We start from the raw sequence: 16,265 nt of genomic DNA, 5'->3' as shown, positions 1-16,265 counted from the left end.
CATGGTTCTCAACTCCCAGATGTGGTGTGGTCGATGGCCTCTGATGCGCCGGAACCGCCGCGCTCAGTCGAGTTCGTCGACAAGGGCGAACAGCTCCTCGTCGGAGGCGGATTCGAGGTTGTCCCCATCCTTCTCGTCCCTCTCCTCGGAGGCGCCGGTGCCGCCGTTCGCCAGATCCGCCGCGTCGAGCAGTTCACGGAGCCGGGCGGTGATCCGGTGGTAGGCGTCGGCGTCCGAGGCGGACCGCTCGATCGCGGACCTGAGCCGGGAGAGCTCGGCCAGCACGGGCTCGCCGGGCGCGGTGTCCACGACGAGCTGTGCGAGGAGGTGCGCGGCGAGCGCAGCCGGCGTGGGATGGTCGAAGACCGTCGTGGTGGGCAGCCGCAGTCCGGTCGCCGCTCCGAGCTGGTTGCGCAGTTCGACGGCGGTCAGCGAGTCGAAGCCGAGTTCCAGGAAGGCACGGTCGGGATCGATCGCGTCCTGGTCGGCGTGGCCGAGTACGGCGGCCACCCGGCCGCACACCAGGGCGGTGAGCGTCCGGCCGCGTTCGGCCGGGGACAGCGCGGCGAGCCGTTCCGCCAGACCGGTCCCGTCACCGTCGGCAGCCGCCACCGCGCGCCTGGGCGCGACCGGCACAAGTCCCCGCAGCAGCACGGGAATCCCGGCGCCGGACGCCCGTAGCGCGGCGGCGTCCAGCCGGGTGACGGCGAGCACCGGCTCACCGGTGGCGGGCGCGGCGTCGAACAGGGCCATGGCCTCGTCGCTCGCCAGCGGCAGCAGCCCGGAGCGCGCCAGCCGGCGCAGATCCGCGTCGGCGAGATGGCCCGCGATGGAGCCGGTCTCGCCCCACAGGCCCCAGGCGAGCGAGACGCCCGGCAGTCCCTGGGCCCTGCGGTGAGCGGCCAGGGCGTCGAGGAAGGTGTTGCCGGCGGCGTAGTTGGCCTGTCCGGCGGTGCCGAGCAGACCCGCGACGGAGGAGTAGAGCACAAAGGCCGTGAGGCCCATGTCCCTGGTCAGATCGTGCAGATGCCAGGCCGCGTCGACCTTGGGCCGCAGTACGGTGTCCAGCCGCTCCGGTGTCAGTCCCTCAAGAGGAACGTCGTCCAGCACACCGGCCGTGTGCACCACGGCGGTCAGCGGCTCTTCCGGCGAGAAGCGGGCCAGCAGCTCGGCCAGCGCGCCGCGATCGGCCACATCGGCTGCGGCGACGGTGACCTCGGCGCCCAACTGCCGCAGTTCTTGCGTCAGTTCCTCGGCGCCCGGTGCGTCAGGACCTCGGCGGCTGATCAGCAGCAGCCGGCGCGCGCCGTGCGAGACCACCAGATGGCGGGCCGCGATGGCGCCCAGCGCACCGGTGGCGCCGGTGATGAGGACCGTTCCATGGTCCCACTGCGGTGTGTTCTCCGGCGTTGTGCCGAGCTCCGGTGCCATGCCGGACTCCGGTGCCGCGCTGGGTCCCGATGCCGTGCCGGGCTCCGATGCCATGCCGGCTCCCGATGCCGTGCCCGGTCCCTGCGCAGGCCGGGTGCGGGCCAGCCGTGGGACGAGCAGTGTGCCGCCGCGTACCGCGGCCTGAGGTTCGCCGCTCTGCGCGGCCCGCGCGAGAAGGCCCGCCGGCAGGTCTCCGCTCCCGCTGTCGATCAGGACCATACGGCCCGGATTCTCGGTCTGCGCGGAGCGCAGCAGTCCCCAGACCGGGGCATGGACCAGATCGGTCACATCCTCGCCCGGCCCGGCGGCGACGGCTCCTCCGGTCACCACGACCAGCCGCGTGCCGGCGAGCCGTTCGTCGGCCAGCAGTGACCGTATGTCCGTCAGAACACGGTGTGTCGCGGCCCGGACCAGGTCCGGCAGTTCCTTGCCGCCGGCCGGTGCGGAAAGGCAGGGCATCACCAGGAAGGACGGTGCCTGCGCGCCCTTGTCCAGCGCGCGGATGACGGCGCCAGCGTCGGTGTACGAGCGCACCGGGCCCTCGGTCAGTCCGAGTCCGTCGGGTCGTTCGTCACCGAGTACGGCCCAGTCGGCGGGCTTGGCGGTGGTGTGCCCGTCCCGCAGCGGAGTCCAGTCGAGCCGGAGCAAGGCATCACCCGTACCGGCCGCCGCCGCGCGCAGCGCCTCGACCGACAGTGGCCGCAGCGTGAGCGCGTCGACGGCGGCGACCGGTGCGCCGGTGCCGTCGGCCACGGTCAGCCGGACCGTGGGCGACTCGGGATCGGTGCCGTGGAAGGCAAGCCGGACACGCAGGGCCGAGGCGCCGGAGGCCCGTACGGTGACGGCGGACCAGGAGAAGGGCAGCCACGATCCGCCGCCGTCCCCGGCGACACCGGGCAGCAGCGCGTGGAGCGCGGCGTCGAGCAGCGCCGGATGGATGGTGAACCGGCCCGCTTCGGAGCGCTGGTCCTCGCCGAGGGCGACCTCCGCGTAAAGGTCGCCGTCCGCCGTCCACAGCCGGCGCAGATTCCGGAACGCGGGACCGTACTCGTACTGCCGCTCGGCCAGCCGCTCGTAGACACCGGTCAGATCGGTCTCGACGGCGTCGGCCGGCGGCCAGACCGTCAGACTGTCGTCCTGGGCGTGGTGGGCCGTCGCGCCGTCGGCCGTCGCGTCCTCGGCCGTGCCGAGCCTGCCCTGGGCGTGCAGTGTCCACTCGCCCTCGTCCTCGCCGGTACCGCCGTCGGGCCGCGAGTAGATCTGTACGGTACGGCCACCGGCGCCGTCGGCGGCTCCGGCGACGAGCTGCAACCGGACTCCGCCGCGCTCCGGCAGCAGCAGAGGCGCGGCCAGTGTCAGCTCGTCGACACCCATGGCGCCGATCTGCTCTCCGGCCCGCAGGGCGAGTTCCAGCAGTCCGGTGCCGGGCACCAGCACCGCGCCGCCGACGGCGTGATCGGTCAGCCAGGGATGGGTGTGCCGGGAGAGACGGCCGGTGACGATGTGTTCGTCGCGGCCGGCGAGGGCGACGGCCGCGCCGAGCAGCGGATGTCCGGTGGCGGTCAGGCCCAGTCCGGCGGCGTCACCGGCGCGGGCCGGCTCCTCCAGCCAGTAGCGCTGCCGCTGGAAGGCATAGCCGGGCAGCGCGACCGCACGGGCGCCCGGGAACACGGCGTCCCACCGCACCTCCGCACCACGCGCGGCCAGCAGACCGAGGGCGGAGGCGAAGGCGCGGTCCTCGGCCCGGCCTCGGCGCAGTGCCGGTGTGAGCGCACCGGCGTCGGTGGTCAGGGACTCCTGGACCAGCGCGGTCAGCACTCCGTCCGGGCCAAGCTCCAGCCACTCGGTGACGCCTGCGGCGGCCAGCAGCCGTACGCCGTCGAGGAAGCGGACCGGCTGCCGGATGTGCTGTGCCCAGTAGCCGGGCGCGGTGAGCTGCTCGGCCGTGGCGAGCTCGCCGGTGACATTGGAGACCACCGGGATACGCGGCGGATGGAAGGTGAGGCCCTCGGCGACCGTACGGAACTCGTCCAGGACGTCGTCCATGTGCGGCGAGTGGAAGGCGTGGCTGACCGGCAGCCGCTTGGTCCGGCTGCCCTTCTCGCGCCAGAGCGCGGTGATCGCCTCGACGGCGGACTCGTCACCGGAGATCACGGTGGAGCGAGGGCCGTTGACACCGGCGACGGTCACCGTGTCGCCGTATCCGGCGAGCGTGGCGCGTACCTCGTCCTCCGGTGCCTCCAGCGCCGCCATGGCACCGCCTTCGCGCGCGGCCTGCATCAGCCGTCCGCGTTCGCTGACCAGCACGCAGGCGTCCGGCAGATCGAGCACTCCGGCCAGATGCGCGGCGGTCACCTCGCCGATGGAGTGACCGAGGAGGAAGTCCGGTGTGAGGCCGTGGTGTTCGGCCAGCCGGAACAGCGCGGTCTCCAGCGCGAACAGGGCGGCCTGGGTGAACGCCGTCTGGTCGAGCAGGGCCGAGTCGGCGGAGTCCTCCGGTGCGAAGAGCACGCTCTTCAGAGGGCGGTCGAGTACGCGGTCCAGATGGGCGCAGACCGCGTCGAACGCGGCGGCGAACACCGGCGAGGAACCGTACAGTTCGCGGCCCATGCCGAGACGCTGGGAGCCCTGTCCGGTGAACAGGAACGCGGTCTTCCCTCGGTGTCCCCGGCCGGCGTGGACGACGGCGGGCGAGGGATCTCCTTCGGCCAACGCGCGCAGGGCGTGGCGGAGTTCGTCGCGTTCCTCGGCCATGACGGCGGCGGCGTCGCCGTGCAGGGCGCGGGTGGTGGCCAGCGAGCGGCCGATGTCGTCGATGGTCAGCTCCGGGTGGGCGTCGACGTACTCGACAAGCCGGGCCGCCTGGGCGCGCAGGGCCTCCTCACCACGGGCCGAGACGAGGAAGGGCGCGATCGAGAGTGCGGGCGCCTGTGCGGAATCAGAATCGGAATCGGGCTGTTCGGCGTCGGTCCCGGTGTCGTGCTCGACGCCCTGCTCGATGATGATGTGGGCGTTGGTGCCGCTGATCCCGAAGGAGGAGACGGCGGCGCGGCGCGGACGGTCCACCTCCGGCCAGTCCGTCTCCTCGGTCAGCAGCTCCACGGCGCCGGATTCCCAGTCCACGAAGGGAGAGGGCTCGCCCACATGCAGTGTCTTGGGCAGCACACCGTGGCGCATGGCTTGCACCATCTTGATCACACCGCCCACACCGGCGGCGGCCTGCGCGTGACCGATGTTCGACTTCAACGAGCCCAGCAGCAACGGACGTTCACGGCCCTGCCCGTATGTCGCCAGCAGCGCCTGCGCCTCGATCGGATCACCGAGGCGGGTTCCGGTGCCGTGGGCCTCCACCGCGTCCACATCAGCCGCCGTCAGACCCGCACTCGCGAGCGCCTGCCGGATCACCCGCTCCTGAGCCGGACCGTTCGGCGCCGTCAGACCATTGCTCGCACCATCCTGATTGACGGCGGAGCCCCTGAGTACGGCAAGCACCTGATGTCCGTTGCGACGGGCGTCCGAGAGCCGCTCCACCAACAGCAGACCCACACCCTCCGCCCAGCCCGTCCCATCCGCATCCGTCGAGAACGACTTGCACCGGCCGTCGGCCGAGAGTCCGCGCTGCCGGGAGAACTCCACGAAGACGCTGGGCCCGGCCATGACGGTGACACCGCCCGCGAAGGCGAGATCACACTCACCCGAACGCAGCGCGTTCGCCGCCAGATGCAACGCCACCAACGACGACGAGCACGCCGTGTCGACCGTCACCGCGGGACCTTCGAATCCGTATGTGTACGACAGCCGGCCGGACACGACGCTGGAGAGATTGCCGGCCAGCAGGAAGCCCTCGTACTCCTCGGGACTCGCGGACAGCCGGGACGCGTAGTCGTCGTACATGGCTCCGGTGAACACACCGGTACGGGAACCACGCAGCCCGGCCGGATCCAGACCGGCGCTCTCCATCGTCTCCCACGCGGTCTCCAGCAGCAGACGGTGCTGCGGATCGATCGCGGTCGCCTCGCGCGGCGGAATCCCGAAGAACTCACGGTCGAACTGGTCGGCATCGTGCAGGAAGCCGCCGTGCCGTACATAGGACGTGCCGGTCCGCTCGGGATCCGGGTCGTACAGCGCGTCCAGGTCCCAGCCCCGATTGACCGGGAACTCGCTGACCGCGTCGGTGCCTTCCAGCACCAGCCGCCACAGATCCTCCGGCGAGGCGACACCGCCCGGATAGCGGCAGGCCATCCCGACGATCGCGATCGGGTCGTCGGCGGCGACAGCGGCTCGGGCGGTGGGCAGGGAGGACGCGGCGGACGCGGGCCCGATGTCGGAGACACGGGAGAGGATGAAGTCGGCGAGCGCCTGTGCCGACGGATGGTCGAAGACGGCCGTGGTGGGCAGCCGCAGTCCGGTCGTGGCGTTGAGACGGTTGCGCAGCTCGACTCCGGCGAGCGAGTCGAAGCCGATCTCCTTGAAGGCGCGCCGTGGATCGAGCGCGGTGGCATCGGCATGGCCGAGGACGGCCGCGACGGTGCCGCGCACCAACTCCTGTACGGTCTCGCGGCGCCGGTCCTCGGGAAGCGCGGCGGTCCGCTCGGCCCAGCCGGAGCCTCCGGTCTCCGCGGTACGTGCGGCGGCGGCGCGGCGCGGGCGCGCCCTGCCGGGCCCGCGCAGCAGCGCCGGAGGCTCGTCGGTGAGGGCGCGCGGGATGGACAGATCGAGCTCCACGGGCACGCGCAGCGCGGGCCCTTCGGTGAGCGCCCTGTCGAAGAGGGCGAGTCCGCGCTCCGGTGTGAGCGGTGTGATGCCCATACGGCTCCAGCGGGCGAGATCGGCCTCGCCGAGCGTGCCGCCCATGCCGTGCGTGCCGTCCCACAGTCCCCAGGCGAGTGAGACGCCCGGCAGTCCCAGAGCCCGGCGATGGGCCGCCAGGGCGTCCAGATAGGAGTTGCCGGCGGCGTAGTTGGCCTGTCCGGCGGTGCCGAGCAGACCGGATACGGACGAGAACAGCACAAAGGCGGTGAGGTCCATGTCCCGGGTGAGATCGTGCAGATGCCAGGCCGCGTCGACCTTGGGCCGCAGGACGGCGCTCAGCCGTTCCGGAGTGAGGGCTCCGATGGTGGCGTCGTCGAGCACGCCCGCCGTGTGCACCACGGCGGTCAGCGGATCTTCCGGCGAGAACCGGGCCAGCAGCTCCGCCATGGCGCCACGGTCGGCGACATCGGCCGCGGCCACCTGTGCGTCGGCTCCCAACGCGGCCAGTTCGGCGAGGAGTTCGCCGACGCCCGGTGTGTCCGGACCGCGACGGCTGACCAGCAACAGCCGCCGTACGCCGTACGACTCGGCCAGATGCCGGGCGAACAGGGCGCCGAGTCCGCCCGTACCACCGGTGATCAGTACGGTGCCCGCCGGGCCGACCGAGGCGACGGCGTCGGTGTAGCTGTCCGTGCCGCCGTCGGCGCGGCTCGCCCGTACCAGCCGAGGCACCGCCAACCGGTCGCCACGCAGGGCGAGTTGCGGTTCGCCGGTGGTGAGGGCGGCGGGCAGCAGTGCCTCCGCCTCCGGACGGTCCACGTCCATGAGGACCAGTCGGCCGGGATGCTCCGACTGTGCCGCGCGGACCAGGCCCCATACGGGAGTGCTCGCCAGCGCGGTGACGCTCTCGCCGGGCTCCGCCGCGACAGCGCCCTGGGTGAGGAGCAACAGCTTGGTGTCGTCGTACCGTTCGTCGGTGAGGAACCGCTGGATCAGGCGCAGCGCACCCGCCGCCGTCTTATGGGCGGCGCCGGCCTCGTCCTCTCCGGGCCCATCGGTACGGAACTGGTCGACACGTACGAGGACGACCTCGGCGGCATCCTGACGGGCGCCGTCCTCGCCGTCCACGCCTTCCACGCCCGGCAGTTCACCGTGGAGCGCCTCCGCGATCCGGAGCGCGCCCGGAACGGTGGCGGGTACGGGCACGGCCGTCCACTCCACGCCGTACAGGGCGTCCGGACCGCCGTCGGCCGAGGCGAGCTGGTCCCGTGCGACGGGCCGCAGGACCAAGGAGTCGACGGCGACGACGAGTTGGCCCGTGGTGTCGGCGGCGGTCAGCGAGAAGGTGTCGGGGCCTGCGGGAGAGATACGTACGCGCAGGGCGGTGGCGCCGGTGGCGTGCAGGACGGTGTCGCTCCAGGAGAACGGCAGCCGGATCGAACCGGCCGCCGCGCTGCCCGCCAGTTCGGCGGCGTGCAGCACCAGCGGATGGAGGACCGCGTCGAGCAGCGCCGGATGGATTCCGAACCGGCCCGCGTCCGTGTGGTGTTCCTCGGGAAGGGACACCTCGGCGTACAGATCCTCGCCCTGGCGCCAGACGCCCGTGAGTCCCTGGAAAGCGGGACCGTACTGATAGCCGAGCTCCGCGAGCCGGTCGTACACACCGTCGAGCGGCTGCGCCGTGGCGCCCTCGGGCGGCCAGGCGCGCGCTTCCTCGGCGGCGGGAGCCTCCGCCCGGCCGAGGACGCCCGAGGCATGGCGGGTCCAGGGCCGCGGATCGTCGGCCGCGCTGTCGCGGCGGGCGTGGATGCCGAAGCTGCGCGCGCCGGAGGCGTCGGGAGCGTCCACGGAGACCTGGATCCGCGTCGCGCCGTGCTCAGGCAGTGTCAGCGGCGACTCCAGAGTGAGTTCCTCCACCCGCTCGGCGCCGCCGAAGAGTCCGCCCGCGGTCAGGGCGAGTTCGAGGAAGGCGGTGCCGGGCACCAGGACCGTGCCGTCGATGGCGTGGTCGGCCAGCCAGGGATGGCTGCCGGTACCGAGGCGGCCCGAGAGCACATGGTCCTCGCGCCCGGCCAGCTCCATCGCGGTGGAGAGCAGCGGATGGTCCGCAGGATCGAGACCGAGGTCTCTGGCGTCGGTGACGGTGTCGCTCGCGAGCCAGTAGTGCTCGCGTTGGAAGGCGTACGTCGGCAGGTCGATACGGCGGGCGCCCGGGAAGAAGGAGGCGGTGTCGAGCGACGCGCCTCGGGTGAGGGCGGTCGCGAGGCCCGTGGCCAGTGTCTCCGCCTCGGGCCGTCCGGCCCGCATCAGCGGCACGGCGGCCGGATCGCCGGTGAGGGAGTCGCGCACCATGGAGGTCAGTACGGCGTCGGGGCCCACCTCCACGAAGACGGTGGCGCCGTGCCGCTCCAGGGCGCGGGCCGCGTCCAGGAAGCGGACCGTACCGCGTATCTGACCGGCCCAGTGGCCGGGCGAGGTGAGGACGGCGGCGTCGGCGATCTCACCGGTGACGGTGGAGACGATCGGAAGGGCGGGCGCGTGGAAGGTGAGGCCTCGCGCAACCGCAAGGAACTCGTCCAGGACATCGTCCATGTGCGGCGAGTGGAAGGCATGGCTGACCTGGAGCCGGCGTGTCCTGCGGCCCCGCGCCCGCCAGTGCTCCGCGACCTGTTCGGCCGCGTCCTCGTCGCCGGAGATCACCAGCGAGGTGGGACCGTTGACGGCGGCGACGGAGAGCAGGCCCGGGTGGAGCGCGAGTCCGGCGGCGAGTTCGGCCTCCTCCGCCTCGATCGCGATCATCGCGCCACCGGTGCGCGCCGACTCCATCAGCCGTCCTCGGGCCGCCACGAGCAGCGCCGCGTCGTCCAGCGAGAGCACTCCGGCGACATGGGCGGCGGTCAGCTCACCGATCGAGTGCCCGGCGAGCAGGGCGGGCGTGAGTCCATGGTGTGCCAGCAGCCGGAACAGCGCTGTTTCCACGGCGAACAGGGCCGGCTGGGTGTACGCGGTCCGGTGCAACAGCGCGCCGTCCGCGCTGTCGGCGGGAGCGAACAGCACATCGCGCAGCGGTCGTTCGAGATGCCGGTCCAATGCCGCGCAGACCTCGTCGAGTGCGGCGGCGAACACCGGTGACGACGCGTGGAGTTCCTTGCCCATACCGGCGCGCTGTGCGCCCTGTCCGGTGAACAGGAACGCCGTACGGCCGGCGCCCGAGGCGCTTCCGGTGACCAACTGCGGTACGTCGGCGCCCTGTGCCAGCGCGTCGAGCCCCGCCAGGAATGTGTCGCCCGTGGTGCCGAGGATCACGGCCCGCTGATCGAGGGCGGTACGAGTGGTCGCGAGCGAGAGACCGATGTCCGCGGGACGGGCGCCGGTGGCGGCGATGTGTTCGCGCAGCCGGACGGCCTGGGCGCGCAGGGCCGTCTCGTCCCGCGCGGTGATCAGCCAGGGTGCCGGAGCCACCGGAACGGGAGGCTCCGGGGCCGGCTGTTCGTCCACCGGCTCGTATTCGAGGACGACATGGGCGTTGGTGCCGCTGATCCCGAAGGAGGAGACGGCGGCGCGGCGCGGACGGTCCGCCTCCGGCCACTCCGCCTGCTCGGTGAGCAGCTCCACGGCGCCGGAGTCCCAGTCCACGAACGGCGACGGCTCGTCCACATGCAGTGTCTTCGGCAGCACACCGTGGCGCATCGCCTGCACCATCTTGATCACACCACCCACACCGGCGGCGGCCTGCGCATGACCGATGTTCGACTTCAACGAGCCCAGCAGCAGCGGACGTTCACGGTTCTGCCCGTAGGTGGCGATGACCGACTCGGCCTCGATGGGATCGCCGAGCCGCGTTCCGGTGCCATGGGCCTCCACCGCGTCGACCTCGGCCGGGCCGAGGCCCGCGTCGGCCAGCGCCTGGCGGATGACACGCTGCTGGGAGGGACCGCTGGGCGCGGTGAGTCCGTTGCTCGCGCCGTCCTGGTTGATCGCGGAGCCACGGATCACGGCCAGCACCGGATGTCCGTTGCGCCGGGCGTCCGAGAGCCGCTCCACCAGCAGCAGACCGACGCCCTCCGCCCATGAGGTGCCGTCGGCACCCGCCGCGAAGGACTTGGAGCGCCCGTCGGCCGCGAGACCGCGCTGCCGGGAGAACTCCACGAACATACCGGGCTCCGACATCACGGTGGCGCCGCCGGCGAGGGCCAGTGTGGTTTCTCCGGAGCGCAGCGACCGTACCGCCATGTGCAGCGCCACCAGCGACGACGAGCACGCCGTGTCCACCGTCACCGCGGGCCCGACGAGCCCGAGCTGATAGGCGATACGGCCGGACATCACACTCGGTGTGGTGCCGGTCAGCAGATAGCCCTCCACACTGTCGGGCGCTTCGTGCATACGCGGTCCGTAGTCGAGCGCCGTGGCGCCGACGAACACACCGGTACGGCTGCCTCTGAGCGCGTCGGCGTCCAGCCCGGCCCGCTCCACGGCCTCCCAGGCGGTCTCCAGCAGCAGCCTCTGTTGTGGATCCATGGCCAGCGCCTCGCGCGGCGAGATCCCGAAGAGGGCGTTGTCGAACCGGGCCGCGTCATGCAGGAATCCGCCCTCGCGTACGGAGCTCCTGCCGCTCTTCGACGGATCGCGGTCGAAGAGCTCCTCGTCCCAGCCCCGGTCGACGGGAAAGCCCGAGATCGCGTCGCCGCCGTCGGCGACCAGCCGCCACAGATCCTCGGGCGAGGCGATCCCGCCCGGATAGCGGCAGGCCATGCCGACGATGGCGATGGGCTCATGGGCGGCTTCCGCACCGGGCGGTTCGTCGTCCGCCGCCTCGCCCGGCCCTTCGGTCAGTGTGCGCAGATGGTCGATGAGCGCGGCGGGCGTGGGCTGGTCGAAGAGGAGTCCGCTCGGCAGCCGCAGTCCGGTGGCGGCGGACAGCGCGTTGCGCAGCTCGACCGACATCAGCGAGTCGAAGCCCAGGTCCTTGAAGCTGGTGTGCGGTTCGACGCGGCGCTCGCCGGAGTACTCCAGTACGGAGGCGATGTGCGCGGTGACGAGTCCGGCGAGATCGGCCGAGGTCCCGGCCGAAGATACCGGCGCGTCCGCCTGGCGCTCAGCCGGTGCGGCGGTCGCCGACGGTGCGGCGGTCAAGGATGCGGCGGCCGACGGGAGCACCGCGGCGCGGGCCGTGCCGGAGATCCAGTACGGCTCGCGCTGGAAGGCGTACGTGGGCAGCGGGACCCGGCGGGCTCCCTGTCCCGCGTACACGGCCGGCCAGTCCACGTCCGTTCCACGGACGAAGACCGTGGCAAGGGCCGAGAGCAGGCTTCGGGGCTCGGGACGGCCGGAGCGCAGCGCGGCCACCGACGCCGTGGCGTCCGCGTCGCTCAGGCACTCGACGGCCATCGCCGAGCAGACACCGTCGGGACCGAGTTCCAGGAAGGTCGTGACACCGGCGGCCTCCAGGGCGCGCACGGCGTCCAGGAACCGCACGGGCCGGCGCACCTGTTCCACCCAGTACTCGGGCGAGGACCACTCTCCGGGTGTGACGGGCCGGCCGGTCACGGTGGAGATGGCGGGCAGGCTCGGCTCGTGGAAGGTGAGCTGCCCGACGACCTGGCGGAAGTCGTCCAGCATCGGGTCCATCAGCGGCGAGTGGAAGGCGTGCGAGACCGTCAGTGCGCGGATGCTTCTGCCCTGGTCGCACAGGCGCCCGGTGATCCGGCCGACCGCGTCCGCGGCTCCGGAGACGACCGTCGACAGCGGTCCGTTGACGGCGGCGATCGCGGCCAGCGGCTCGTCGGCGAGCAGCGGCAGCACCTCGTCCTCGGTGGCCCGTACGGCGGTCATGACACCACCGGCAGGGAGGGCCTGCATCAGTCGGCCACGGGCCGCCACCAGACGCGCGGCGTCCGCGAGCGAGAGCACTCCGGCGACATGGGCGGCGGCGATCTCTCCGATCGAGTGACCGACCACATGCTCGGGAACGATGCCCCAGGAGGCGACGAGGCGGTACAGCGCCACCTCCACGGCGAAGATCGCGGGCTGTGTGAAGCCCGTCTCGTCCAGGCCGTCGCCGGACGCGATGATCTCGCCCAGCGGGCGGTCGAGCAGCGGATCGAGATGACCGCACACCTCGTCGAACGCGTCGGCGAACACCGGGAAGGTACGGTGCAGTTCCTGGCCCATACCGATGCGCTGGGCGCCCTGGCCCGTGAAGAGCAGGGCGGGCGCTCCGGGCCGTGCCGTACCGGTGACGGCGCCGGGAGCGGGCGCTCCCTGGGCCACCGCCGCGAGCTGGTCCAGCAGCGCGGTACGGCTGTCGGCAAGGACGACCGCGCGGTGGTCGAAGACGGTGCGGTGCGCGGCGAGGGACAGGCCCACATCCGCCGGATCGAGCGTCCCGTCCGCGGTGACGGCGGTGTGCAGCCGTTCGGCCTGGCCGCGCAGCGCGGCGGCGCCACGGCCGGATATCACCCAGGGCGTGAGGGCAGGGGTAAGGGCGGGCGTGTCCGCGGGCTCCGGGCGGGAGGCCGGCTCGGGTGTCGGGTGCTCGGCGAGTACGACATGCGCGTTGGTGCCGCCCATGCCGAAGGAGGACACACCGGCCAGCAGCGGCCGGCCGGGCTCCGGCCACGCGGACAGCTCGCTCTGCACCGCGAGGCCGAGTTCGGCCAGCGGGATGTCCGGGCCCGCCGTCTCGAAGTTGAGGCTGGCGGGAAGCCGGCGGTGGCTGAGTGCCAGCAGCGCCTTGAGCAGGCCGACCATACCGGCGGCACCTTCGAGATGGCCGACATTGGTCTTCGCCGAGCCGACGCGCAGGGCCCGCTCGGGCGTGCGTCCGGCGCCGAGGACCGCGCCGAGCGCCGCGGCCTCGATCGGGTCGCCGACGGGCGTGCCCGTACCGTGCAGCTCGACGTACTGGACGGCCGCCGGATCGACGCCGGCCTTCTCGTACGCCTCGCGCAGCACCCGCTCCTGCGACGCGCGGCCCGGGACGGTCAGACCGGGCGTGGCGCCGTCGTTGTTGACCGCGCTGCCGCGGATCACTCCGTAGATATGGTCGCCGTCCGCGACCGCGTGGGCGAGCGGCTTGAGGATGACGGCGCCGCCGCCCTCACCGCGGACGAATCCATTGGCGCGGGCATCGAAGGTGTAGGAGGTCCCGTCCGGCGACAGACCGCCGAACCGCTCCTCGGTGACCGCGCTCTCGGCCAGGATGTTGAGATTGACTCCGGCCACGACGGCCGCCTCGGACTCGCCCGAACGCAGTGACTCGCAGGCGAGATGCACGGCGACGAGCGAGGAGGACTGCGCCGAGTCGACGGTGAGGCTCGGGCCGCGCAGACCCAGGTGGTACGACACCCGGTTGGCGATAACACCTCGGTTGACGCCGGCCATGGTGTGCTGGGTGATCGCCTGGGCGCCGTGCTGGTAGAGCAGGGCGGCGTAGTCGTCGCGCAGCGTGCCGACGAAGACGGCGGTACGGCTGTCGCGCAGCGTGGCCGGCACGATACCGGCGTCCTCCAGGGCCTCCCAGGCCAGTTCCAGCACAAGCCTCTGCTGTGGGTCCATGGTGACGGCCTCGCGCGGCGAGATACCGAAGAAGGCGGCGTCGAAGGTGTCCACCCGGTCCAGGAATCCGCCTCGGCGCATCCCGGATCCGGTCTCCTCGGGCGCCGGATGTCCGGTCTCGGTCAGCCAACGGCCTTCAGGGACACCGGTGATGGCGCTCGTTCCGGTACGGAGCAGATCCCAGAAGTCCGACGGGCCCGGCGCGCCCGGCAGCCGACAGGAGAGCCCGACGACCGCGACGGCCTCGCTGTTCCCTCCGCGTGCCACGGGTGTCTCAAGGTGGTGCTGGTTCGTCATCGCGCTCGACTACCCTTCCGGCTGAATTGACCGACAACCCAAAGCATTGAGGCAATCCTGTGACGTGATCGTAGGCAGTCGCCCTCTCCGGAAACTCAACGCACGGCCTTGATCGGGTAATTCGGCGGCGCGGCGGCGGGAGAGCACCGTATTACCCGGCGGTGCCCGGGATGTTGCGCGGGATGGAATAGCGTCCTGGCACGTGGAACTCAGCCACCTCACCCACAGAAGGGCAGGCCGACTCTCCCATGTCGCAACTCACCGATAACTTGGAAAAGCGCACAGAACTTTACGTGGATGCCTTCAACACCGGGGACTTCGACGCCGTCGACAGCTTCTACACCGAAGAGGCCGTCGCGGTATGGGAGCCGGGCAAGCCGCTGACGGGCCAGGCCCGCAGGGACTACCAGCGGGAGTTCCTGGCCCGGAAACCGAGGATGACCGCCGTTCCGCGGCAGTCCTTCGTCACCGGCGACACCGCGCTGCTGATCGTCGACTGGGTGATCGAGACCGTCGACGAGGCGGGCACGCCCGAGCGGCTGGAGGGCGTCGGCGTGGACGTACTGCGCCTGGGCGACGACTCCGTCTGGCGCTACGCCGTCGACGACCCGTACGGCCAGGGCTAGTGCCCCTCCCGACAACGTTTGCCCCGTCGCGACGCCCAGCACGCGCGCTCGCCGCGTTGGCCAAAACCCCAGGTAGCTCCGCTACAAGGGCTTCCGGCCGCCTTGCGATCACACGCACCGGACGCCGCTCCTCGACGGGCAAACATTGCCGGTCGCGGCACTAGACCTTCTTGCCCGACGCGACAGATCTCGTCCGTCACACACTCCGCCCCGTGGCGCGGCGGCGCCTCGGGCCGGTCAGCACGAGCACCGCACCAGTCGGCACGGCACATCAGAGCCATTCGGCCATCACAGAGAGGCGGGCCGGTTCACCATGGCCTTCACCATCGATTTCGATCCCGAGAACCCTGACCTCACCAGCGACACCGACACCCAGAACGAGATCTTCATCCAGGTCTTCAACTCCGGTGACGGCGAGCTGTTCAACCGTCTGTACCTCGACGACTCCATCTCGAACTTCTCCGGTGAGCCCCTCACCGGCGCGGCACGTCTGGCCTTCTTCAAGGAGTTCCTGGTCTCGAAGCCGAGCCTGAAGGCCAAGGTGACCCACTCGTACGTCGCCGGCGACGTGGCACTGATCGGCGTCGACTACAGCATCGAGACCACCGGTCCCGACGGTGCGCCGCTCCTTCTGGAAGGCAATTGCACGGACGTCCTGCGGCAGCAGGCCGACGGCCGCTGGCTGATGGCCATCGACCGTCCGGTGGCCGCCACGGGCCTGGTGGCCGAGTAACGGAGCATCGCCCAACGCCCAACACAGCAGCACAGCAGCACAGGACAGCAGGAGAACCCCCCGGGATTCGTTCCCGGGGGGTTCTCCGTCAGCGGCGTCAGCGGAAGGTCCGCCGTCATGGCGTCATGGCCGGGTAATTCCTCGGTCAACGGCCGGCCACGCTCATGACGATTGCAGCTCCGGGCGGCCGAAGGCGCCATTGACGAAAAGCAGACCGGGACCGTCACCGCCACGGCCGGCCTCCAGCACCGTCCCGATGAAAATGGTGTGGTCGCCGAACGAATGCGCCGCGGTCAGCTCGCACTCCACCCAGGCCAGTGAACCGGCCAGCAGCGGCGCTCCCGTGTGCTCACCTGGCCGCCACTCCACACCGTCGAACTGCGCGGCGCCCAAGGTCCGGTTCTTGTCGGCGAAATGCCGTGCGAGAGGCTCCTGTTCGGCTTCGAGGATATTCACGGCGAACCGCCCGGCGGAGGTCAGCGCCTGATGCATGACAGCACCGTGCCCCACACTGCACAGCACCGAGGGCGGTTCGAGCGACAGAGAGCTGAAGGCATTCGCCGTCATGGCGTGCAGATGCTCCCGGCCCACGGTGATCACCGTGACGCCGGTCGCGAAACGGGACATCACTTCCCTCAGCCGGCCGGGGCCCACCCAGCGCGGCTCGGAGTGGGAAGCCGAGGAGTCGAGTTCAGCGGACGCGGAATTCATGCCACCTTCTCCGAATTCGTTGGGGCACGCTCGGCCCGTTACGATGCGAAACACGGGCCGGCGGATCATCAACGTACCGGCGGCTCATCGACACGCCTCCACCGTCGGGTAACCGTGGTCCCTCCCGGCTCCATTGCCGTCGAAATGACTCCGCGATG

At 71.6% G+C, this 16,265-nt stretch carries 4 protein-coding genes; 2 read left to right on the top strand and 2 right to left on the bottom strand.

Translation table 11 applies throughout. The features are described from left to right. Nucleotides 1–63: 63 nt before the first annotated feature. Nucleotides 64–14,037 (bottom strand): SDR family NAD(P)-dependent oxidoreductase, encoded by a 13,974-nt coding sequence (locus ACFV6H_RS16555; RefSeq protein ID WP_385542234.1) that lies wholly within the window; start codon nt 14,035–14,037, stop codon nt 64–66. 293 nt (nt 14,038–14,330) lie between these two features. Between ACFV6H_RS16555 and ACFV6H_RS16550 the strand changes: the two genes are divergently transcribed. Together ACFV6H_RS16550 and ACFV6H_RS16545 are read left to right on the top strand one after the other, a co-directional pair. Beyond that, nucleotides 14,331–14,663 (top strand): nuclear transport factor 2 family protein, encoded by a 333-nt coding sequence (locus ACFV6H_RS16550; protein WP_345941024.1) that lies wholly within the window; start codon nt 14,331–14,333, stop codon nt 14,661–14,663. 313 nt (nt 14,664–14,976) lie between these two features. Continuing rightward, nucleotides 14,977–15,396 (top strand): DUF4440 domain-containing protein, encoded by a 420-nt coding sequence (locus ACFV6H_RS16545; protein WP_093599163.1) that lies wholly within the window; start codon nt 14,977–14,979, stop codon nt 15,394–15,396. 162 nt (nt 15,397–15,558) lie between these two features. Here the strand turns inward: ACFV6H_RS16545 and ACFV6H_RS16540 are convergent, their stop codons facing one another. Then, nucleotides 15,559–16,107, bottom strand: a complete 549-nt coding sequence (locus ACFV6H_RS16540; protein WP_066946665.1) for a flavin reductase family protein — start codon at nt 16,105–16,107, stop codon at nt 15,559–15,561. Between the last annotated feature and the right edge of the window lie 158 nt (nt 16,108–16,265).

It is taken from the genome of Streptomyces sp. NPDC059743 (assembly GCF_042732975.1).
GTDB lineage: Bacteria > Actinomycetota > Actinomycetes > Streptomycetales > Streptomycetaceae > Streptomyces.
Note: the sequence above shows the minus strand (reverse complement) of the source record. Positions and strands in the feature narration are given on the sequence as shown.

What these genes read in the sequence shown, in the direction of transcription:
- ACFV6H_RS16545 (WP_093599163.1), top strand. Translation starts at nt 14,977, where the DNA reads ATGGCCTTCACCATCGATTTCGATCCCGAGAACCCTGACCTCACCAGC.
- ACFV6H_RS16555 (WP_385542234.1), bottom strand. Translation starts at nt 14,037, where the DNA reads ATGACGAACCAGCACCACCTTGAGACACCCGTGGCACGCGGAGGGAAC.
- ACFV6H_RS16540 (WP_066946665.1), bottom strand. Translation starts at nt 16,107, where the DNA reads ATGAATTCCGCGTCCGCTGAACTCGACTCCTCGGCTTCCCACTCCGAG.